The organism is Enterococcus sp. DIV0175, from assembly GCF_050529075.1.
GTDB classification, from domain to species: Bacteria; Bacillota; Bacilli; order Lactobacillales; family Enterococcaceae; genus Enterococcus_B; species Enterococcus_B thailandicus.
Map to the genome: position 1 here is coordinate 2,512,263 of NZ_CP172880.1, position 23,456 is coordinate 2,535,718.

Below are 23,456 nucleotides of genomic sequence, written 5' to 3' on the forward strand. Positions count from 1 at the left end.
AAATTTGATTTTTATTTTCATAAAAAAAGACTGAACCAAAACATATTTTCGTTTGGGCTCAGTCTTTTTGATTGTCTTTTTTACTCAGTCATTACCATTCCAAAATCAGCAATTCCAACCTATATAGAAGTTCCTACGTCTAAACACTGTACTCCCTACTTTTTTCTTTAAACTAAGTAAGGGGCTTTTCTCGGTACTCTTTTGGTGATTGTCCCACAATTTTCTTAAATAATTTAGAGAAATAAGTGGTGTTGTTGTAGCCAATCTCGTTTGAAATTTCATTGATATTTTGTTCACTGTGAAGTAGCAACCATTTTGCTTGCTCCATCCGTAAATGATTTAAGTAGGTAGAAAAGCTTTTTTTCGTTTCTTTTTTAAATAGTTGCCCGAGATACATCACATTTAGGTGCAAACTTTCGGATACTTCTTTTAATGTTAACGGCTCTCGGTAATTTTCGTGCAGTATTTGCAGCGCTTGCTTGATATTTTCACTATAGTTTTTTTGCTTTTGCTGCTTACGAACTAAGGAAAGTAACAATTCTTGAAGGTCATTCACATTTTTTGCCTGATTTATTTGATGAATACCTGTCAAGTACTCATCATCTTCTAGTGTAATCAGCTCTCGTTGAATATCCATAAATAATAAGAAAGTGAAGTGCCGAATGTCCTCGGGAGTCATGACTGCCGATTGGAATTGTTCAAAAAACTCACGAATCATTTGTTGAACTAAATCTAACTGATTACTTTGAAGCGCGCGACTAAAAGTAGAAAAATCAATTAACTGATCTTGATTTTCTGCAGGCAGGGACCTAATGATTTCACGTCTGGCTTCACCGTAAAACTGTTGAAGATGCAACTGGTCTTTTGCCCGACGAAAACTTTCAGGAATATCATCTATTTCCTTTATTTCGTCACCCACACTAATCAGCCAATCTTGTTGTGCATACTGCGTTTGAAAATAGTCACAAAAGTCCCCGACTTTCTGGGGACTAAGCAAAATGGTGAAGCAAGTCACATCCCCAAAACTTCGCTGATAATAAGTAGTTGCTTGTTGTTCTTTTAACCATTGAATAATAGCAGATTCATGTATTCTTTCTAGCTGAATCAATAAAATTTGTTGTGACTCTTGAGGTAATCCACTCAAAAACTCTTCTTCGCTGGTTTCATCTAACTCTTCATTTAACCATTGACTGAATAAAAGTTCCTGATAAATTTCTTGCTGATTTTTTTGCTCATTTTGCTGATCCAAACGTTCTTTTACTTTTTTTAAGCTTTCAATCAACTCTGTTTTATTCACCGGCTTCATCAAATAATTAACTGCCCCAAGTTGCATACCACCTTTAAGGTATTCAAATTCTTGGTAGCCAGAAAGAATCATAAACTCAAAGGTATATTGCTCTTTTTGAGCTGCTTCAATAAATTCTAGACCGTTCATCTCTGGCATTGTTACATCTGTAATAACTAAATCAATAACTTGTTTTTCTAAAACCAATAACCCTTGCATAGCATTTTCTGCCGTTGCTACGATTTCAAATCCAAAACTGGGCCAATCAACAATTTTTTTCAATCCATTCAAAATCATGTATTCATCATCAACCAGCAACACTTTATACATTTTCAGACTCCTTCTTCTTAAATGTAATTTTAATCGTTAAGCCACCTTCTTTATTCGCAAACAATCGCATCCGGTACGTGCTACCGAAATTTGCGCGTAAACGTTCATTTACGTTTTGCAAACCAATTGATTCATGTAACTCGACTTTTGGATGTACCAATCGATTTTCAATTGACACTAACTGCTCTGGAGTAACTCCTTTACCGTTATCTTTTACTTGAATTTGTACAAATGATCCTTGTTGAAAAACTTTTACGCTCAATGCGTTATCATAACGAGTAAAATCAATTCCATGTTTAAAATAGTTTTCAACTAGTGGTTGGATTACAAATTTCGGCACTTCAATTTGCTCTAGTGATTCCTCAATCGAAAAATGATAGGCTACACGATTAGGATAACGCATTTGATAGAGAAATACATACTTTTCGCAAAAATTCAGCTCTTCTTTAAGGCTAATTTTCGTTTCTTGATTCGTGTTATTTCTTAATAATGCAGAGAAAGCATAGACCACTTCTGCAAGTTCTTCGCTTCCCTCACTCAACGCATACATTCGAATGTACTCTAATGTGTTGTAAAGAAAATGAGGATTGATTTGTGCTTGTAATGCGCGCATATGTGCATCTTTTTGTTTGATTTCTAATTTATAGATATCTTCAACGTATTGGTTGATGCTATCCAACATAGTATTAATACCTTGCGCTAAATCTTTCAGCTCATACTCCGTTTGTTCCTGGGCAATTCGCGTGTCCAGATTACCATTTGCCGCTTCATTCATTGCACGCATCACTACGTCGATTTGCTGAGAATAACGTTTAAATGTTTTATATAAGAATACGAGTAGAATACTGTCTAAAAGAATCACGCCAATAATCAATGGTGCAAGACTTCTTGCAGTTTCTCGATAAACATTTCGTTGGTCTAGCGTTGCTAGTATACGGTACTCACCAGATAATTCCTGATAGGAAACAAAGTTATGTTCTTCCAATTTCGATAAAGGGAGTCCAGAATTCTTATCCAATTCTTGTGTAATCAGTGTTTCTTGTTTCTTTCGGCTTTCTGGTGCTAGTCCTGCGCTATGAAAAGTATACAGACGATTAGCAGAGCCAGAAATCATGTACAAAGATAAGCCATTAAAAGCATTCAGGCTTTCTAAACTGGATTCCAATTCTTTCTTTTGGAACCCAACAAAGATGCTTCCCAGCTCCGTGCCACCTTGAGTAATCGGCATTTTGATATAAAAAGCATTTTTTAATGTCGGGGTTCCCGTTTTAACAATTCCCGCTTTGTGTTCTCTGGTAGACTCAAAATATTCTGGCAGTTGACTAAAAACAATGTAGAGAGAACTTAGCTCTTCATAGTTGACGTAAAGATCCAACATTTCATTTGGAAAAGACAATAGTTCATTGGTTTTACTTTGTTGCGTATATGCGTACATCAAATACCGGTCAATTGGTTGTGTCAGATAAGTTGTCGCATTCTCGATTTTTTCTGGACTTCCCAGAAGTTGATCTTTGATAATTTTGCTTAATGTTGTTTTGTCATTTAGCATTCGATTTGTCGTTTGCAGTGCTTCATTGGTGACATTTTCTGCTTGATTTTGGTTTTGACTCCAAGTATGGATACTAAAAATAATTGTTGCGCCAATTGTGAGTACAGTCATCACTACTGCGTATTTACGCAACAAACGGTTGAGCAACGTCCCTTTTGAAAATAAAACTTTGAATGGATTATTCATAGTTTTCCATTCGAACCGCTAATTCTTCGCGCCATTTTTTTGTCGCCAACACATTCCATACGGTCAATAAACCTAGCAAACCAAATAACAATAGACCTTTGAAATGCCACGTCAACGCAAGGATAATCCCGCTACCAATAATCATCTTCAACAACGTAGAAAAGCTCGATAAACTTGAAATAAAACTTAACTTAATCACATTGCCGAATGTCATTTCATATTCACTATCTAAAATTAAACTCCATTGATACGTTGCAAACAAATAAAGTAAACCAAACAACAAAATAAAATCAATTCCCAAAAATAAAAGTCCTTGTATTTGAACTGAAAGATAAAGATTATAACTTAGAATAGCTAACCCTGCAAAAAAGAAGAAAAACAAATAATTTCCTCGCTTAAAATATTTCTTAAAACAGTACCAACCTTGCTTAAGTGTTATGTCTTTGTACTCAAACTCATAGTGATAAAATAATTCATTAATTGTTTTCAACGCTGGTCCAATTCCTAAAACAATCCCGCCTGCTAGACTAAACAACCAGAAAAAAAGTGTTAGTTTAACAACTACCCACACACGAATGAACAATGTCTCCAAAGCTTTTCCTAACATAATATCTCCTTTTTAAAACATAATCTTTTCTCTCTTATTATATAAAGAACAGCGAGCAGATGGAACCGCTCGCTGTCAGACTTATTTATTTTCGAAATTCATCGTATTGTTTTTGCATCTCAGTTAAAACTTTTTCGTAACCAGCTTTATCTAATGCCTCGAGCAATTTAGGCAAAGTTTCGTCTGGATCAACTGTTCCGGTATTTAATCCATCCATATACTGATTCATGACGTTTGAGATGTTACTGATTTCTGTTTTAACACTGTCTGTATTAAAGCTGAACCCTAAGATTGGTGAAGTTTCAGCTTCTTCAATTGATTTATCGCGTGTAGCGATCATTTCATCAGTGATTGATTCTTGTGTGTATAAAATTGCGTTATTTCCTGTGTTCCAAGCAGACATGTGTGTTTTTGGTTGGTAACCATCTAACAACTTGATCTTGTCGTCTGTTCCGTCTACTTTTTCCCACGCTTCGCCTTCAATTCCCCAAACTAATCCGTTCAATAATTCAGCATCGCTGTTAAGTAATCCTAAAAATTCAACTGCTTTTTCTTTGTTTTTTGAAGTATTTGAAACAACGAAGTTTGCCATTTGTGCTTGTCCTGTTGATTTCAAAGGAACAGTGATTGATTTAGAAACTAATTCTTGGTTTGCTGCATTACTTAAAATTGTGTCACCATAATCGAAAGGCCCTTGTGTTTCGCCACGTAGTAACCAAGTGTTCCCTTCTAAAGGATAATCTTTGCTACTTGTTGCCGCATCACTTGGAATCAAGCCTTGTTGGTACCAGCTATGCATCGTACGAAGCAAGTCAACATAAGTTTTGTTGTCGTATTGATTGATAATCTTTGCTTTGTCTCCATTTAAATCAATGGCAAATGGTAACGTATTTCCTAATGGATAATCGAAGTCACCTTGAACTTTGAAGCCTTGACCAATGGCGAAAGCAGCTGTATTTGGTTCTTTTTTGTGGAATTCTTGTAAAACTTTTTCGGCATCTGCATAAGATTCGATTCCATCAATTGAAAGATTGTATTTATCTAACAATGGTTTGTTAAAAGTTAACACTTGTTGAGCAAACACATTGCCATTTACTGGAAGCGCATATAATTTGTCATTGACTAAATTTCCTTTAATATAGGCTTCGTCTAACGCATCATAAGCATCTTTAGCGTATTTAGGTGCTAACTCAGTTAGGTCGGCAAACGCACCTTTTTGAGCATTAGAAACATAGTTATTTGCATAAGCGATATCGTAGTTTTCACCAGAAGAAATGATTACGTTCATTTTTTTCTCGTAGTCCCCAAAACCGATATAGTTGATATTGACCTTCGCGCCAATTTTGTCTTCGATTCGTTTATTCGCCACTTCCATCAATGCATCATAATTATCTGGCTTATCCCCGATTTGATACATCTGCAATGTGATACTGTCAGACCCTTCTGAATTACTGCTTGCATTTGAACCTCCACCACAAGCAGCTAACGTACCAACCATCAACGCTGAAACTCCTGTAAAGGCTAGTTTCTTCCATAACTTCATCTTACTTCCTCCTAAATAAAATAATTTATTATTTATTCCTTGACTCCACCAATCGTTAACCCTTTGACAAAATGTTTTTGGAAAAATGGGTAGCTAATCGCAATTGGCAATGTTGAGATAACAACGATTGCCATTCGTGCTGATTCTCCTGGTACAGCTGCTAAACCTCCAGCAAGCTGGCTTCCAGCTCCCGCATTTTGTGTGAGATATTGGATATTACTTTGAATCTTCATCAACAAGTATTGTAATGGGACTAAGTTATCATTTTGAATGTAAAGTAATGCGTTGAACCAATCATTCCAGTAACCTAATGCGGCAAATAAGCTAATTGTCGCAATTCCGGGAACAGCTAAAGGTAACACGATTTGAATAAAAATTCGCAACTCGCTTGCTCCATCAATTCTGGCAGACTCAATAATTGAATCTGAGACTGAGCGCTTAAAGAAAGTTCGCATCACAATAATATTGAATGGGCTAACTGCCATTGGCAAAATCAGTGCCCAAATCGTATCTTTTAATTGAAGCAAATTGGTCATCACCAAGTAATTGGCTACCATCCCTGGTGAAAATAACATGGTAATTAAACAAAAGACTGTAAAGAAACGACGGAACGGGAAATTAGAACGAGAGATTGCATAGGCATACAATGAAGTGGCTGTGCTATTAATCAAAGTTCCTAAAACCGTTACTAAAACTGTTACAAATAATGCTTGGAAAATTTTCTCTTGCATTTGTCCAAATAGATACGTATAACCAAATGTACTGAATTTTTCTGGCCAGAAACTATAACCATTAGTTGCTAACGCTGTTTCATCTGTCAAAGAAATCGCGATAACAAATAGAAACGGCAAGATACAGGAGAAGGCAAAAATCGCGATCAATAAATTAGAAAAGAGATTCATTGGTTTGCTGAAAGCTCGCACTTGAACCTGCTCTACTTTTTTCTTTTTCATCGAATCCCCCTCCTAAAACAATGCTGATTCGCTGTCGAAACGACGTGCGATCGCATTCGTAGTCATTAACAAAACAAATCCTACAACTGACTGATACAATCCGGCTGCTGCAGTCATTCCAAAGTCACCTGTAGAAGTCAACCCATTAAAGATATACGTATCTAATACTTGAGTCACGTCATACAGTGCGCCTGAATTTCTTGGAATATTATAGAACAATCCGAAATCAGCTCGGAATATATTCCCAACAGCTAAAATCGTTAAAATCGACATCAACGGTACTAATTGAGGAATTGTCACATGTTTGATTTGTTGCCATTTGCTTGCGCCATCAACCATAGCTGCTTCATAGTAAGTGGGGTCGATTCCCATTACTGAAGCAAAGTAAATGATACTATTATAGCCGATTCCTTTCCACGTCCCAATGAACAATAGAATAAATGGCCAATATTTTGGTTCATTGTACCAATTGATTGCTTCTCTTCCATGACCTAACAGCCATTGGTTGAAAATTCCTTTATCTGGGCTCAAAAATGCATAAACAAAGTAACTAATGATAACCCAAGACAAGAAATAAGGTAGTAATGACATTGTTTGATACACTTTTACTAATTTTTTATTTCTTAACTCACTCATGATAATGGCAAAAACAACCGAAATCAGTAAGTTTAGTGTAATAAATCCTACATTATACAAAATCGTGTTTTTCGTAATTAAAAATGCCTGATCTGAAGAAAATAAAAATTTGAAATTCTCCCAACCAACCCACGGGCTCTCTCTCAAACTTGCCAAAAATCCATCTGCAGAGATATGGAAATTTTTAAAGGCAACCACGTTTGCTAACACTGGAATATAGAAGAAGAAAATCATCCACAACATTCCAGGCACAGCCATTAAAATCAAAGCTTTAAAACGCCAAACCATCGAGAAAAAATGTTTTAACCCCTTTCTTTTTTTCATCAAAAAACTCCTTTCAACTTGTTCGCACCGTAATTATAGCGCTTTCAAAAACAAGATTGAATAAACAAATTATAGGTATAATGAAACAAACTATAGCTGATATTGAACTATTTTTAATTGGTCGCTGCCTATTTTTGAGTTTGATCAATAAAAAAAGGAAGGAATATAGCAGATTCCTCCCCTTTCATTTGTACTAAATGAGGTTGCCTATTTTTGCGTATTTACGCAGGAATAGCACCCAATTTTTTAATTGTTTACTTTTCTTGGATTTTTACTAATTCCTCTGCCGTCAACTCCCGATACTCACCTAATCCTAAGTCTGCAGGTAATACAACATTTCCCATTCGGATTCGTTTGAGGTAAGTCACTTCTTTGCCAACAGCTTTCACCATTCGTTTCACTTGATGAAATTTTCCTTCATGAAGAATCAAACGAATGTCTGACGTTTGTTCGGCTTCGTTCACTGCATCAATCGTTAACACAGCAGGAAGTGTTTCTTCCCCTTGACTGATGACCAATCCCTTTGAAAAAGCATCAATATCTTCTGCCGTCATCACCCCGGCTACTTTTGCAAAATATTCTTTTTCAACATGTTTCTTCGGCGACAATAGTCGATGTGCCAAAGCACCATCATTGGTTATGAGCAATAAGCCTTCCGTATCTTTATCCAATCTTCCTACTGGAAAAAGATCCTCACGATAATCAAAATCATTCAGCAAATCCAAAACAGTTTCATCATAGTTATCTTGCGTTGCAGAAACCACACCCGCAGGTTTATTTAAAAGATAATAAAAATTCTTTTGGTACATAAGTTTTTCATCTAAATAAGCAATTTCATCTAAGAGTTCTTTTACCTGAAACTTATCACTTTTGATTACTTTGCCATTAACAGTCACTTGGCCTTTTTTGATTAACCCTTTGACTTCCTTTCGACTGCCTAACCCCACATCGGCTAAAAATTTATCTAAACGCATGCGTTTTCCTACTTTCTAAAAAGAAAAGAACTTGCAACAACAGTCTATTGACGTTTGTCGCAACTTCCTCTTCTTTCTTTTTATTTGATTCGTAAGCGATAACGTAGTCGGACCATACTGCTACCCAATAATTTCTCCGCCAAGCGAATTTTCAATGCTAAATAACCATAAACTGCTACACCCACGCCAGCCACACTGACGACTAAAATCAATGATTCAAATTTACTATCTTGGCTTAAGAATAAACTTAAAAGTTGCTTTGTTAATCCTGTTGCTAACAACATCAATAGCGTCATGATAAAAATCAACAACGTTCTTCGCCAAACAAAGCCAACTCGAAAACGTACGACTTGGTGCATTTTACGAAGAATCAAGATACAAGAAACAGCGAAACCAATCATGGTTGCTAGTAACGGTCCGTAAACTTGAAATATTCTGATCGCAGGATACTGTAAAATTAATTTCACGACAAAGCCTATCAACAAGTAGCGAATAGCTGCACGATTTTCAAACATTCCTTGCAACATATTAGAAATCAACATATACAAACCTAAAAATAAGCCTACAAAACTTGCTTGGACCAATACTTTACTGCCCAATACATCTGGTGTGTAAAAGAGTGTATTCAATGGATAAGCTAACAACATCACACCTGCGGTAGCAGGAAACATGACAAACGAAAACAATTGTAGATTGCCACTAGTCAACTTAGCCAAACCAGGACGATCCTTCAATGTGATGGCTTCCGTAATCAATGGTAAGCCCGTCGCTGCAATCGATGTTGCTAAGGCAATGACCACCATCGTTAACTTATCTGGATTTGCGCTAAAAATAGAAAATAGATCAAGCAACTGTGCCTTTGAATATTCCGTCGTGGCAGACATGATTCGAATGAACGTAAACTGGTCAACCAATTTGAAAATCGTTACTCCTGATCCAACAATGATAAATGGAATAGCCTCTTTCATAGTATCCAGTAATAGTTTTCTAGTTGCTACATTTACTTGGTTATTGCTATGTTCAATATGCTGATTCATCAGTGGTTGTTGTTTTCTTAAATAATAAAGCAAAACCACAATACTAACTAACATTCCGATAAACGCGGCAAACGTTGATTGCGTGACTGCAGCCACGTAATCGCCTGTAGTCATCTTCATGATGATAAACGTCATCAACAACATGTAAAAAATTCGTGCAACTTGTTCAACAATTTGTGAAAGTGCATAAGGCATCATGTCTTGATTTCCTTGGAAATACCCACGAATTACACTCATACATGGGAATACCAATACCGCAATACTCAATGAACGCATTGTTGGAATCAATTCGTCTCCGCCACCAGAAGCATGCGCAAGCCAAGGTGAAGCAAGATACATGAACGCGGCAAAAACAATGCCTAAAATCCCCATCATTTGTAAAGCGCGGAAGAAAAGTCGGCGAGAAGTACCATATTCATTTAATGAATTATAACGAGCCGTTTGTTTGGCAATCGCCGCAGGAATCCCAGCTGTTGAAATCAATAAAAACAGCGCATAAATATTATAGCCCATGTTAAACAAACCATTTGCTGCTTTTGCATTTTCGCCCATCCAGGCATACCACGGAATAATATAAATCGCACCCAATAAACGCGAAAGGATATTACTTGTTGTCATCCAAGCAGAGCCTCGAGCCATTTTTTCTTGGGCAGTTAAAACTTTTTCTGTCGGTCCTCTTTGATTATTCATCTCAATTATTCCAACTTTCTTCAAAACATTACTATTATTTTAATTGTAAAACAGGAAACTAGCAATCTCTTTTCGATGGTTTTTCTGTGAAGATGTGCTTTTTTTGAATTCGGTTTCTTTTTCAACTGAATTTGCTAGTCTACAACACGCTCTTTTCTTAAAAAGTATCTACTCTGTTCAAGTAATCTGAACCTAAGCGATTTTCCTAAAAAGAACCTTGCATTAAAGAAAAACATTTCATGCTATGCTATAATTAGTTAGAAAATTCAACAAAGCGAGGGATCAATCAATGAGCTTCTCCTTAGAAGATGTCCGTGAATTGTTACTAAAAGAAAATCTATTAAAAGAATTTGTTTCCAATCAAGGCTGGCATTTAACTGCGCCAACTAATTTTTCATTTGAAACGATCAGTTATGATTCTCGTCAAGTCGATGAATCAACTTTATTTTTTTGTAAAGGTCTGAACTTTAAAGAGGCGTATTTACAGTCTGCTGTTTCGCAAGGACTAGCTTATTATGTCGCTGAACAGCCTTATGAAGTAGCTGCTGTGGGCGTTATCGTTACCGACATTCGTAAAGCGATGGCCATTTTAGCCATGGCATTTTATGATTATCCACAACAAAAACTACAGGTCATTGGTTACACTGGCACGAAAGGAAAAACAACAGCAGCTTATTTTACCAAGGCAATCCTAGACCACACAACGAATAAGAAAACTGCCTTGCTTTCGACAATGAATACAACACTAGATGGCCAAACTTATTTTAAATCTCATTTGACCACACCAGAATCTTTGGATTTGTATCGAATGATGGCTGAAGCAGTTACGAATGGGATGACTCATTTAGTCATGGAAGTTTCTTCTCAGGCTTATAAAACACAGCGCGTCTATGGACTAACATTAGATGTCGGTATCTTCTTAAACATTTCACCCGACCACATTAGCCCAATCGAGCATCCAACATTTGATGATTACTTTTATTGTAAACGTCAGTTGATTTTAAATTCTAAAATCGTTGTCTTGAATCATGAAAGTGATTATTTCGAGCTGTTGAAAGAAACTGCTGACCTTTATCACATACCTGCAATTGTGTATGGGCGCTCGCCTGAAACAACTTATCAAGTCACAAGTTTAGCCGGATTAGGTCATCCTTTTGCTTTGACAAGTCATCATGGACAGTTACCCATCGAAGCAGAATATGATATTTTACTGGCTGGCGGATTCAATCAAGAAAATGCGACTAGCGCAATCATTGCAGCTGCTTTGACTGGTGCTTCAATCGAAGATGCGCAAACTGGCTTAAAAGCAGCTCGCGTTCCCGGACGTATGGATCAGCTAATTCAACAGAATGGTGCACATGTTTATGTTGACTATGCACATAATTATTTAAGTTTAAAAACATTATTGGCATTTGCCAAAAGTGAACATCCCAAGGGGCGCGTCATTGTTGTCTTGGGCAGTCCCGGAAATAAAGCTATTTCTCGACGCCATGATTTTGGAAAAGTCTTGTCAGAAACAGCAGATGTTGTTTTCTTAACGGCTGATGATCCAGCCTTTGAAGATCCTCAAAAAATTGCCGATGAAATTGCTGAAGCAATCACGAATGAAGAGTTGCTTATTCATTATGAAATGGATCGTCCAGCTGCGATTGAACAGGCTTTGACTGAAAGTACAGCCGAAGATTCCGTAGTCATTGCCGGAAAAGGCGTGGATCCTTATCAAAAAATCAATGGCGAAGATGTTCTTTATGAAGGTGATTATGCTATCGTGAAGCGACTGATCGAGGAAAAACAACTTTAATTAGTAATTTATACCTGCATACACATTAATCCTATTATTACTAAATAATGCAAATGGACTGCGAAAAAAATCGCAGTCCATTTTTTATGTAAGCCAATTTATCTTTTAGGTTTTTTTACTCGCTCTTCTACATTTCGTTGCTCGGCGGCTAAAAAATCTTTTAAATCGATTTTATTTACCCTGTTCAACCCACCATATCCAGAATCTGCCATTTTTCCCCAGCCAGTTAGCTTCTTTCTTCTATTCGGTTCTTGATTTCTTTTTCGAATTGTTTCACTTCTTTCCGCTCGTTTCTTTTGTAAATACGTTTCAACGTTTTCTGTGAGCTTCATGTCATTTCCCCCTTTTTAATAAAGTATAGCATTCTTGATTGAGTAGCCAAAAAAATAGGTTGAAACGATTATAACCTACTTTGCTTTCCTCCCTCATTCCAAATGAAAAACAAAGAGAGGAAACTCAATGATGCTTGAGTTTCCTCTCTCGTTTTAATCCGTTTGCTGCTTGTTTTTAGTTTGCAACAATATTAACCAATTTATTTGGAACAGCAATCACTTTACGAACCGTTTTTCCAGCAATTTGTTCTTGAATTGCTTCATCTGCTAAAGCTACTTTTTCAAGCTCATCTTTGCCTAAGTCACGTGCAACATTTGCTTTAGAACGAACTTTTCCGTTGACTTGGAAAACAACTTCAATCTCATCTTCAACCAATGCAGCTTCATCATATGTTGGCCAAGGTACATAAGAAATTCCATCTTCGTTTCCTAAAATTGCCCAAAGTTCTTCGCCCAAATGTGGCGCAACAGGCGCTAACAATTGAACAAATCCTTCAACATACTCGTAAGGCAAGGCATCTGCTTTATACGCTTCGTTAACAAAGACCATTAATTGAGAAATAGCTGTGTTGAAGTGCATGCTTGCATAGTCTTCTGTTACCTTTTTCACTGTTTGATTGTAAACTTTTGCTAGTTTGCCATCATTGATGGTTGTGATACGATCACGCATTTTATTGTTTTCGTCCACAATCAGGCGCCATACACGATCCAAGAATTTACGGCTACCTTCTAGTCCGTTTTCGCTCCATGCAATCGAAGCATCTAAAGGTCCCATGAACATTTCATACATGCGTAATGTATCCGCACCATAAGCTTCAACTACGTCATCTGGATTTACAACATTTCCACGTGATTTTGACATTTTCTCATTGTTCTCGCCTAAGATCATTCCTTGGTTATACAATTTTTGGAATGGTTCTTTTGTTGGAACAACACCAATATCATACAGGAATTTATGCCAGAAGCGAACATATAATAAATGTAGCACTGCATGTTCAGCACCACCAACATAGATATCCACTGGCATCCAGCGTTCTAGTTTTTCATAGTTTGCTAATTCTTTTTTATTGTGTGGATCAATGTAGCGTAGGTAATACCAAGAACTCCCAGCCCATTGTGGCATCGTATTTGTTTCGCGACGACCTTTTTTACCTGTTTCTGGATCAACAACATTGACCCAATCAGTGATATTTGCTAATGGTGACTCACCAGTACCACTTGGTTTAATGTTATCTGTAATTGGCAAACGTAATGGTAATTCTTCTTCTGATAGTGCAGTTACTGTGCCGTCTTCCCAATGAATAATTGGAATTGGTTCTCCCCAATAACGTTGACGTGAGAACAACCAGTCGCGTAAACGGTAGCTAACTTCTTTTTTACCAAAACCATTTTCCTCAAGCCAGCTATTCATTTTAGCAATGGCTTCTTCTGTGTTCAAGCCATCTAAAAACTCAGAATTGATATGTGGGCCATCTTCTGTATGTGCTGCTTTTGAAAGATCGCCACCTTCAATAACTGGTTGGATTGGCAAATCAAACACTCTGGCAAATTCATAGTCACGCTCATCATGCGCAGGAACTGCCATGATCGCACCTGTTCCATAAGAAGCAAGTACATAATCAGCAATCCAAATTGGAATTTCTTTGCCATTGGCTGGATTAATTGCATACGCACCAGTAAAGACTCCTGTTTTTTCTTTGGCAAGATCTGTCCGCTTCAAATCAGATTTTTTCGCAGTTTCTTCAATATACGCTTCAACAGCTGCTTTTTGTTCTGGTGTCGTGATTTCACGAACCAAATCTAATTCTGGTGCTAAAACAGAATAAGTTGTTCCAAATAATGTATCGGGACGAGTTGTGAAGACTGTATAAGATTTATCTGTCCCAGCCACTTTGAATTCCACATTTGCCCCAACTGAGCGACCAATCCAGTTTCTTTGCATTTCTTTAATGCTTTCTGGCCAATCTACGGTTTCTAAATCGTCTAATAAGCGATCCGCATATGCAGTAATTTTCAACATCCATTGGCGCATCGGTTTACGCACGACGTCAAAGCCGCCACGTTCGCTCTTTCCATCAATAACTTCTTCATTTGAAATCACTGTTCCTAGTTCTGGAACCCAGTTCACAGCAACTTCTGCTTCATACGCTAACCCCTTTTCATATAATTTCGTAAAGATCCATTGTGTCCATTTGTAATACTCTGGATCTGTGGTATTCACTTCACGGTTCCAATCATAACTAAAGCCTAAAGAATTGATTTGACGGCGGAACGTTTCAATATTTTTCTTCGTGAATTCTGCAGGATCATTCCCAGTATCTAATGCGTACTGCTCTGCTGGAAGTCCAAATGCATCCCACCCCATTGGATGCAACACATTGAAACCTTGACTACGTTTCACACGTGAAAGAATATCTGTTGCAGTATATCCTTCTGGATGTCCCACATGTAATCCTTGACCAGATGGATACGGAAACATATCTAGTGCGTAAAATTTTGGTTTTTGTGGATCATCTTGGGTATTAAATGTGTGATTTTTCGCCCAATATTTTTGCCATTTTTTTTCAATTTCTTTATGGTTATAACTCATTTTCTGTCCCCCTGCATTTTTTTCGTTGAAAGTAAGTTACTTTCCTCATTGTTTTTTTCGTTCTACCGATAAAAAACAAAAAAGTCCTATAAAAAGATTGCTCTTTTTATAGGACGTAATCTACGTGGTACCACCTAATTTTTACCTTTTCCATTGGAAATAGGCCTCAAACGTTGTAACGGTCGTCACCGCCATTGCTTACTTTTATTTTCAGCAAAGGCAACTCAAAGGCGAGTTCAAAAGCGTCCGTACACATTTTCACCAACCATGTGCTCTCTAAAACTTCCAACTTTTTACTAATTCCTTTTCAAGTGTTGCTTATTTAAGTAGATTCATAGTAACAAATATCTTCAGTAAGTTCAAATAGTATTTGACAAAATTTTTAGATTTATTTTGCAACTATCACACTTTGACCTGGATAAATGAAATTGTCTTTAATATTATTCCACTCAATGAATTGCGCCATTGATAAATTGTGATCGTTGGCAACACTCCAAACAGACTCACCGGCTTTTACTGTGTACTTTTTAGTCCCAGAGTTAGTAGTAGGTGCTGTTGTTTGTGCTGATCCTTTTTTCACAATGACTTTTTGGCCTGGATAAATGAAATTGTTTTTTATGTTGTTCCACTCAATGAATTGTTCCATAGTAATGTTATTTTTATTTGCTACACCCCAGACAGATTCGCCTGCCTTCACCGTGTACAGTGTATCTCCACTGGTACTTGTGCTTGTCGTTGGTTTCGCATTATTTGAAGAAGTAGTTGTATTCGCTGCGTTATTTCCAGTCGTAGCTGTTGCATTCCCACTTGCTGAATTAGTCGATGCAGTAGAACCACCCTTGATAATCAATTTTTGCCCTGGATAAATGAAATTATTTTGAATATTATTCCATTCAATCAATTGTGCCATGGTAATGTTGTTTTTGTTTGCTACGCCCCAAACAGATTCGCCTGCCTTCACCGTGTAAGTGGAAGAAGTTGTTGTTTCTGCTGAAGAGCTGGTCGAATTACTATTATTCGTAGTAGCATTATTGTTGGTTGTCGCACTACTTGATGTCCCATTCTTCACAATCAGTTTTTGCCCTGGATAAATGAAGTTATTCGAGATTTTATTCCATTGGATAAGTTGTGCCATCGTGATTCCGTGGGCATTTGCCACGCCCCAGACAGAATCACCCGCTTTAACCGTATAAGAACCAGTCGATGCACTTGCATTACCTGATTGATTTGTATTCACATTTGAATTTGATGAACCTGGATTTGTCGTTGTGCCAGTTGTACCATTAGAAACAACTAATTGTTGACCAGGATAAACAAAATTATTTTTGATATTGTTCCATTGGATCAATTGATTCATTGTAATCCCATGTGCATTTGAGATACCCCAAACAGAATCACCTGATTTAACGGTATATTTCGAACCATTACTTGGTTGTGTATTCGTTGTATTACTGTTACCAGAAGAGTTCGTATTACTTCCAGAATTATTTGTTGATGAACCTGTTGATTGTTCCCCTTTGATTGTTAAACGTTGGCCTGGGTAAACAAAATTATTTTTGATATTGTTCCAATCAATCAATTGCGCCATGGTAATTCCATGCGCATTCGCAATACCCCAGACAGAATCACCTGATTTGACAGTATACGTTGATGTGGTAGTTGTAGAACCATTATCAGTTGGTGTCGTCACAGAATTATTTGAGCCTGTTCCTGTATTCACTCCACTGCCTGAACCAGTTGTAGCACCACCACCCGCATTACCAGTTGCAGGTGTATCGTATTTGGTTAATCCATAAGTTACGATAATATTATTTAATTTTGTTGAATACGTTGGATCTGTCGCATAGCGACCAGTTAATGCTGCAGTAGCTTCTGTGTAAGACTTGGTATTACTTTTCCAAGTACCAGCATAATAGTAGCCATTGCCAAAAGAAGTATTGCGCAATACATAAGCATTATCACTAAATGATTCTGCAAAAGTTGGGTAATGACGGAAAGGTTCTTTTTTCGTTACCCATTTATTATTTAAATATTCTAATGTATTCATATAAACAGTTTGACCTTGGTAACTGCCTTTGATTCCAAATAAATTGTGATAAGGTGATTGTGACAACGCACTACTTCCCCAGCCGCTCTCAACAACTGCTTGGGCAATCATAACCGAAGCGTATAAATCATTTGCTTGGGCAATAGGTTGCGCATAAGTTGAGATTTCCGCAATAAATGCTGAAGTATTGATTCTTGCACCAACTTGAGCAGGTAGCTCATTTGCGGCTACAGGAACTGGTTGAATCAACGGTGCCACAACAGAACAACCAACCATTGCAGTACCAACTGCTGCTACTCCACGTTTTGCATTTCTAAAACGTTTCTTTTCTTCTTGGCGTCTCCGCTCTTTTCTTCCGATCGTTGCCTTCTCCATTTTCTATCCTCCGCATCCATTTTTCAGTTACTATAAGTATAACTTTTCTTAAACTACATTAAAAGTTCTTTAAACTCTTTGTTATCCTTTGTAATCTGTATGTAATTTTATGTAATACCCAATCATTTGAGTTCATAAAAGTCTTGATAGCTCTACGTTGCAGAAACTAATGACTTTTTAAAATCATTAGTTTTTATTTCAGAAATATTACTAAATCTTTTCGTCAGCATTACGCCAGAGCCTATCATCAAAATTTCATCAGTTTTTCATTTCGTTTCTCCGAGCAAAAAATCTAGCGACTAAAAAAATGCTATAATGATTTCATTAGATTAAGGAGGCATTTTATGAAACAAAACACGACGTTTCGAGTTACAGCGAGTATTTTTCTTGTACTTTTCTTAACTCTTAGTTATTTTGTAAAATTTCATTTATCACAGCTTCATGGCTTCGATCAATTCTTCACTTCAATTATTCGAGCACCACTGCCACATTGGAATACGTATCAAATGATGGTTACAAAATTAGGAAACCCGTTAACCGTCATTTCTATTTTTGTTTGCTTGATTTTTTTCTTGTGGATCAAAAAGAAACATATCGAACTGATTTGGTTAACAACTAATTTTATTTTAATTGCTGGAATTACTAATCCATTGATTAAATTATTTTTTATGCGTGATCGCCCAACCTTACCACACTTAGTTAGTGAATCAAGCTATAGCTTCCCTAGTGGGCATTCGACAGGGAGCATGATTTTGTATGGCACCTTGATTTTCTTATTACCTCATTTAATAAACAATAAAACAGTGCGATTTTTGTTGCAATTTATCTTAGGATTGATTATTTTAAGTGTTGGTATTAGCCGAATTTATTTAGGCGTACACTTTCCAAGCGATGTTTTAGGTGGTTACTTATTAGGATTAACTTGGTTATGTTACACTTATCCAAGTTATTTGAAAAAGAAGGAATCAATTACCTAACAAGGGAAAAGAAAGAAGGAATTTAAATGGAATTTCCTTATGCAGAAGGAAATAAACGTTATCATTCATGGAATTATGCTTTGCGCAATGAATTTGGTGGCAAAATTTTCAAAGTGCCTATCGACGGTGGCTTCGATTGTCCTAACCGTGACGGTACGGTAGCTCATGGTGGTTGTACTTTTTGTAGTGTTTCTGGGTCGGGAGACATGATTGTTGCGCCTGAAGATCCGCTGCCTATTCAATTTCATAAAGAGATTGATATGATGCATCAAAAATGGCCACATGTACAACAATATATCGTTTATTTTCAAAATTTCACTAATACACATGCACCTGTTGAAGTGATTCGAGAACGTTTTGAACAAGTTATCAATCTTCCTGGCGTTGTTGGACTTTCGATTGGTACACGACCAGATTGTTTGCCAGATGAAGTGGTTGATTATCTAGCCGAATTAAATACTCGTCTCTATCTTTGGGTGGAACTCGGCCTACAAACGACTTTTGAGGAAACTTCGACTTCAATCAATCGTGCACACGATTATCAAACTTATCTAGACGGCGTAAGTAAACTACGCAAACACAACATTCGTGTATGTACGCACCTCATCAATGGCTTACCTGGAGAATCTTTAGACATGATGCGTGAAAACGTTCGCCGAACAATCTTAGATTCTGACATTCAAGGAATTAAGCTGCACCTCATGCACTTAATGCGTAAAACCCGCATGCTGCGTGATTATCATGAGGGTCGCCTTCAGCTAATGAGTCAACAAGACTATGTTCATGTAATCTGTGATCAGCTAGAGATGATTCCTCAAGAAATCATTATTCATCGTTTAACTGGTGATGCACCCTGGGATTCACTAATTGGACCAATGTGGAGCTTGAAAAAATGGGAAGTCTTGAATGCAATTGATGAAGAATTAATTCGTCGTGATAGCTACCAAGGAAAATTCAACGTTCGAACAAAGGAGCTCATATAAATGCTACAAACAGCGCTTCATTTTAGCCACACCTTATTAAAAGAAATTTTGCAACCCAGTGATCAAGTGGTTGATGCGACAATGGGAAATGGTTACGACACCGTTTTCATGGCTGAGTTGATTGGTAAAACAGGACATGTTTATAGTTTTGATATCCAACAACAAGCTCTTGATTCCACTCAGGAAAAATTGAAAGCAGCCAACTTAACAGAGCGCACTACTTTATTTTTACAAGGTCATGAAACCCTTGGCCAAGTAATTTCAATTAATCAGCCAATCAAAGCAGGTATTTTTAATTTGGGCTATCTTCCACAAAGTGACAAAGAAATTATCACTTTGCCACAAACAACTAAGCAAGCAATGGAAGAGATCTTAGCGCGTCTAGTTCCAAAAGGTCGATTGATTTTAGTTGTTTACTACGGACATGTGGGTGGAGAAAATGAACTTGATATGGTTCAAGAATTTTGCCAACAATTGTCACAGGAGCAATACAACGTTTTAACTTATCAATTTATCAATCAAAAAAATCAGCCCCCCATCCTTTATTGCATTGAGAAAAAGAAGAAAAAAAGAGAGTTCAGCTAAAAATAGCTGTACTCTCTTTTTGTATGGCCTCTAGCTGTCAAAAATAGTTATGCTTTCATTCCTTCTTACTCAAACACAAATTGATTGTGGTAAAGTTCAGCATAGAATCCGTCTTCTGCTAGCAATTCATGATGATTGCCCTCTTCAATTACTACTCCATCACGTAAAACAACAATGCGATCGGCATTCAAAATGGTTTTGAGACGATGCGCGATAACAAAGCTTGTACGCCCTTTGATTGCTTCATCCATTGCTTTTTGGATTCTTGCTTCTGTAACAGTATCAACATTACTTGTTGCTTCATCCAAAATCAACAAACTTGGTTCCGTAATAATTGTTCGTGCGATACTAATCAATTGTTTCTGTCCTGTACTAAATAAATTATTTTCTTCTGAGACTTCCGTTTCATATCCTTTTTCTAACGACATGATAAAGTCATGGATATTGGCTTGTTTCGCTGCATTGATGACCTCTTCATCCGTTGCCTCTGGTTTACCAAACGTAATATTGTCGCGAATCGTTCCAGAAAACAATACAGATTCCTGTAACACGATCCCCACATGTTTACGTAACATATCTAAATCAAATTCACGAATATCTGTACCATCAATCATAACAGAGCCATCATTGACATCGTAAAAACGATTCAATAAGTTCATAATCGTTGTCTTACCAGAACCAGTTGGACCAACTAAAGCGACCATTTCGCCTTTGTTTACCTTAATCGAAACATCCTTCAAAACTAAATTATCTGGTTTGTAACCAAAATCAACATGCTTTAATGCTAATTCTTGTTCAACACCATCAAATGCTTTCCCATCAACTGGTTTGACTTCTTCTGGTTCATCAAACATTTCATTTAATCTTCTAGCACCTGTAATGGCTAATTGGATCATGCTGTAGCCAGAAGAAATTTGCATCAATGGTTGATAATATTGTTGTGAATATTGAACAAAAGTTACTACTAATCCTAATGCAACTGAACGTTCTAAATCACCATTTAAAGCTAACCAACCACCAAAGAAAATGACGATTGCCGTGTTAACCAACGACATTCCTTGCATCATTGGAAACAGTAAACCTGAATACACTTGACCTTTATAAGTTGCTTTACGTACTGTTTGGTTATGTTCCAGAAAACCATCAATTGTTTCTTCTTGTAGCCCATTAGTGATGATTACACGTTGCCCACTGATTTTTTCATCCATATAACCATTCAATTTACCAACTTCATCTTGCTGTAAGTCAACATATTTTCGCGCTTTTTGAATGATAAATACAGCAATCAAGATGGCAACAGGAGTAGAAGCAATCGTTGCCCATGCCAACTCCACATTTTGACGAAACATCATAATTAAAATACCAATCATCAACACTGCATTCGTAATAACTTGAAGCAATGCTTGGTTCAAACTATTTTGGATATTATCCAAATCACTCGTAAAACGGCTTAAGATTTCACCATCTTGATGAGAATCAAAGAAGCGAATCGTCAATTTTTCAAGTTTATTAAACAAACCAATACGCATTCTATTCGTTGATTTTCCAACTACTTGCGTAAATAAAATACTATAAATAAAGTTTGCAGCACTAGCTAAAACATAAAAAATCAACAATTTCCAAATAATATCAATGAATTTGCTCTTATCATCAACGCCTTGCATTAATCCTGTGACATAATTTGCTAACTCCTGAAAAGCTTCCCCAACAAATTGAGGAGCCTTCACTTGTAAGTAAGTAGCAATAATCACTGTCACAAAGATAAAGAAAAAGGAGAATTTATAACGTTTCAAATAATGATAGAAAAATTTACTTGCTTTAATTAAATCAGTCATTGATTACTCCTCCATTCCTTTTTGTGTTTCAAAAATTTCTTGATACACTTGATTACTTGCAACTAATTCTTCATGTGTACCTTCACCCACTAAGCGACCTTCATCTAATACTAGAATTCGATTTGCTTTGACCACAGACGCGATTTTTTGTGCAATAACGATTGTCGTCGTCTCTTTTAATTCGTGATTCAATGCTTCACGAACTAATTTTTCTGAACGAGCATCCAAGGCACTAGTACTGTCATCCAAAATCAAAATTTTAGGATCACCAATTACGCCACGAGCAATAGATAAGCGTTGCTTTTGCCCACCAGAAAAATTACTACTTCTTTCTTCAACAGGAGCTTCATAGCTCTCTGCTAATTTACTGATAAATTCTTGTGCCTGAGCAATTTTAGATGCACGCTCCATGTCTTTTTCTGTTGCGTCTTCTTTTCCTTGACGCAAATTTTGTGCAATTGTTCCAGAAAAGAGAATTGCTTTTTGTAAAACAAAGGAAACTGTTTTACGCAGACTTTTTTCATTCACCTTTTTCAAATCAACACCGCCAACTTCAACTGTTCCTTCTGTTGGATCGAATAGTCGAGGAATCAATTGTGCCAAAGTTGACTTACCCGCACCCGTTGCACCTACAATCCCAATCATTTCTCCGGGTTCAATCACAAAGCTAATATCTTTTAATGTATCTTCGTCATCACCAGGGTAACGGAAAGACACATGGTCAAACGTTACAGAGCCTGTTAATTCTTGTTCAGGTACATCAAGATAAGTTAAATCTGGTTCTGTATCCAAGATTTCTTTGATTCGTTTAAGTGAAACAGCAGCCCTTGAAGTCATCATCATCATCATGCCGCCAATAATGATTGCCATCATGATTTGCATCAAATAGTTCATAAATGAAGCTATTCCACCAATTAGGGTAGGATCATCTTTCGCCAAATCACTCACAAAGAAAATCGCACCCACTACTGCTAGATTGGCTGCCAACATGAAGGAAGGAATCATCACTGAAAACAAAGTTCCTACAATGATATTGTGCTCAGTTAACTCATCGCTCACTTTGGTAAATGTTTTTAGCTGGTTCTTTTCTTGGACAAACGATTTGACCACGCGAATTCCCATGAGATTTTCTTTTGCAATACTATTCACTTTGTCAATCAACTCTTGAATGATCATAAAGTGCTTACCCATTCTTGTAAAAGAAAGTCCAGTAATGATAACTACTGCAACAATCAATGCAACAATGATCCACCATAATTGAGGCATTGTCATCATCGCTAAAATAAATGCACCAATAAATAAAAATGGAATTCTAAAAAGTGATTGTAAAGAAATCATTACTAAATTTTGAATTTGCGTGATGTCATTCGTCAAACGAACAACCAAGTTTCCTGCAGAAAACTGCTCAATATTTCCAAATGAAAATGTTTGAATTTTTCGAAATGCTTCTTCTCGAATATCCGCACTTACGCCCTGCGCTACTCTAGCGGAAAAAATCGTATTTGTCACGCCTGCAAGCAGTCCTAGGACAGCCAAGCCAATCAGATAGATACCAATTGTTTTCATTTCATCGTTATCTTCTGTAATAATAGCTTCAAGTACTTGTTGTAATAGTTTTGGTTGCCACAACGTAGCCGCAACCATAATCCCTACGGAAACCAATGAAATAAAGACAGCCATTTTATACTTCTTCGCATGTCTTAAAATTAGATTCATGTGTTATATACACCCCTTTAGTTAAATTGACAGCCTCTCTTTAACACTGTAAAATAAGACCGCATAACAATTTACCATGTTTAAAAAAATAATGCAATACA

17 protein-coding genes and 1 other annotated feature are annotated in these 23,456 nt (G+C 36.8%); of the genes, 4 read left to right on the plus strand and 13 right to left on the minus strand.

Translation table 11 applies throughout. The annotated features are described in order from the left end of the window. Positions 1–172: 172 nt before the first annotated feature. The 8 genes from IGJ76_RS11830 to IGJ76_RS11865 form a co-directional block, all read right to left on the minus strand. Positions 173–1,615 (minus strand): response regulator transcription factor, encoded by a 1,443-nt coding sequence (locus IGJ76_RS11830; RefSeq protein ID WP_071869317.1) that lies wholly within the window; start codon positions 1,613–1,615, stop codon positions 173–175. After that, complete coding sequence (locus tag IGJ76_RS11835) at positions 1,608–3,350, minus strand: sensor histidine kinase (protein ID WP_075491734.1); 1,743 nt, start codon at positions 3,348–3,350, stop codon at positions 1,608–1,610. Before IGJ76_RS11835 ends, IGJ76_RS11830 begins: the two co-directional genes overlap by 8 nt. Continuing rightward, positions 3,343–3,957 (minus strand): DUF624 domain-containing protein, encoded by a 615-nt coding sequence (locus tag IGJ76_RS11840; protein ID WP_067481672.1) that lies wholly within the window; start codon positions 3,955–3,957, stop codon positions 3,343–3,345. The genes IGJ76_RS11835 and IGJ76_RS11840 overlap by 8 nt, the downstream gene beginning before the upstream one ends. Positions 3,958–4,042: 85 nt before the next feature. After that, positions 4,043–5,500 carry an ABC transporter substrate-binding protein gene (locus IGJ76_RS11845; protein WP_067481673.1) on the minus strand — a complete coding sequence of 486 codons (1,458 nt, stop codon included), beginning with the start codon at positions 5,498–5,500 and terminating at the stop codon, positions 4,043–4,045. A gap of 32 nt (positions 5,501–5,532) precedes the next feature. After that, the gene (locus tag IGJ76_RS11850; protein ID WP_067481675.1) at positions 5,533–6,453 is read right to left on the minus strand and encodes a carbohydrate ABC transporter permease; all 921 of its coding nucleotides are present in this window, start codon (positions 6,451–6,453) and stop codon (positions 5,533–5,535) included. A 12-nt stretch (positions 6,454–6,465) separates the two neighbouring features. Continuing rightward, the gene (locus IGJ76_RS11855; RefSeq protein WP_067481676.1) at positions 6,466–7,413 is read right to left on the minus strand and encodes an ABC transporter permease; all 948 of its coding nucleotides are present in this window, start codon (positions 7,411–7,413) and stop codon (positions 6,466–6,468) included. A gap of 254 nt (positions 7,414–7,667) precedes the next feature. Continuing rightward, the gene (locus tag IGJ76_RS11860) at positions 7,668–8,387 is read right to left on the minus strand and encodes a pseudouridine synthase (protein WP_067481678.1); all 720 of its coding nucleotides are present in this window, start codon (positions 8,385–8,387) and stop codon (positions 7,668–7,670) included. An 80-nt stretch (positions 8,388–8,467) separates the two neighbouring features. Continuing rightward, a complete protein-coding gene (locus IGJ76_RS11865) occupies positions 8,468–10,114 on the minus strand; it encodes a putative polysaccharide biosynthesis protein (RefSeq protein ID WP_067481681.1) in 1,647 nt (548 codons plus the stop codon). A 289-nt stretch (positions 10,115–10,403) separates the two neighbouring features. Here IGJ76_RS11865 and IGJ76_RS11870 point away from each other — a divergent pair, with 289 nt between their 5' ends. Further along, on the plus strand, positions 10,404–11,915 hold the full coding sequence (locus tag IGJ76_RS11870; protein WP_270346787.1) for a UDP-N-acetylmuramoyl-L-alanyl-D-glutamate--L-lysine ligase: 1,512 nt from the start codon (positions 10,404–10,406) through the stop codon (positions 11,913–11,915). A 98-nt stretch (positions 11,916–12,013) separates the two neighbouring features. Here the strand turns inward: IGJ76_RS11870 and IGJ76_RS11875 are convergent, their stop codons facing one another. The 3 genes from IGJ76_RS11875 to IGJ76_RS11885 form a co-directional block, all read right to left on the minus strand. Further along, positions 12,014–12,247, minus strand: coding sequence for a hypothetical protein (locus IGJ76_RS11875; RefSeq protein ID WP_218657980.1), 234 nt, complete (start codon positions 12,245–12,247; stop codon positions 12,014–12,016). Between the two features lie 175 nt (positions 12,248–12,422). Beyond that, positions 12,423–14,837 carry a leucine--tRNA ligase gene (gene leuS, locus IGJ76_RS11880; RefSeq protein ID WP_071869313.1) on the minus strand — a complete coding sequence of 805 codons (2,415 nt, stop codon included), beginning with the start codon at positions 14,835–14,837 and terminating at the stop codon, positions 12,423–12,425. A gap of 106 nt (positions 14,838–14,943) precedes the next feature. Then, positions 14,944–15,156, minus strand: a binding site (T-box leader). Between the two features lie 69 nt (positions 15,157–15,225). Beyond that, a complete protein-coding gene (locus tag IGJ76_RS11885; protein ID WP_071869312.1) occupies positions 15,226–17,259 on the minus strand; it encodes a LysM peptidoglycan-binding domain-containing protein in 2,034 nt (677 codons plus the stop codon). A 344-nt stretch (positions 17,260–17,603) separates the two neighbouring features. Here IGJ76_RS11885 and IGJ76_RS11890 point away from each other — a divergent pair, with 344 nt between their 5' ends. Genes IGJ76_RS11890 through IGJ76_RS11900 form a run of 3 tightly spaced genes read left to right on the plus strand, consistent with a single transcriptional unit; the run spans position 17,604 to position 19,804 of the window. Then, positions 17,604–18,236: a phosphatase PAP2 family protein gene (locus IGJ76_RS11890; protein ID WP_376022359.1), complete on the plus strand. Its 633-nt coding sequence runs from the start codon at positions 17,604–17,606 to the stop codon at positions 18,234–18,236. Between the two features lie 26 nt (positions 18,237–18,262). Then, positions 18,263–19,219, plus strand: a complete 957-nt coding sequence (locus IGJ76_RS11895; protein ID WP_086270653.1) for a TIGR01212 family radical SAM protein — start codon at positions 18,263–18,265, stop codon at positions 19,217–19,219. Then, positions 19,220–19,804 carry a class I SAM-dependent methyltransferase gene (locus IGJ76_RS11900; RefSeq protein ID WP_270346789.1) on the plus strand — a complete coding sequence of 195 codons (585 nt, stop codon included), beginning with the start codon at positions 19,220–19,222 and terminating at the stop codon, positions 19,802–19,804. 65 nt (positions 19,805–19,869) lie between these two features. Here the strand turns inward: IGJ76_RS11900 and IGJ76_RS11905 are convergent, their stop codons facing one another. Together IGJ76_RS11905 and IGJ76_RS11910 are read right to left on the minus strand one after the other, a co-directional pair. Continuing rightward, a complete protein-coding gene (locus IGJ76_RS11905; RefSeq protein WP_067481697.1) occupies positions 19,870–21,639 on the minus strand; it encodes an ABC transporter ATP-binding protein in 1,770 nt (589 codons plus the stop codon). Between the two features lie 3 nt (positions 21,640–21,642). Then, entirely contained in the window at positions 21,643–23,355 is a 1,713-nt protein-coding gene (locus tag IGJ76_RS11910; protein ID WP_067481698.1) for an ABC transporter ATP-binding protein, read from the minus strand. Positions 23,356–23,456: the final 101 nt, after the last annotated feature.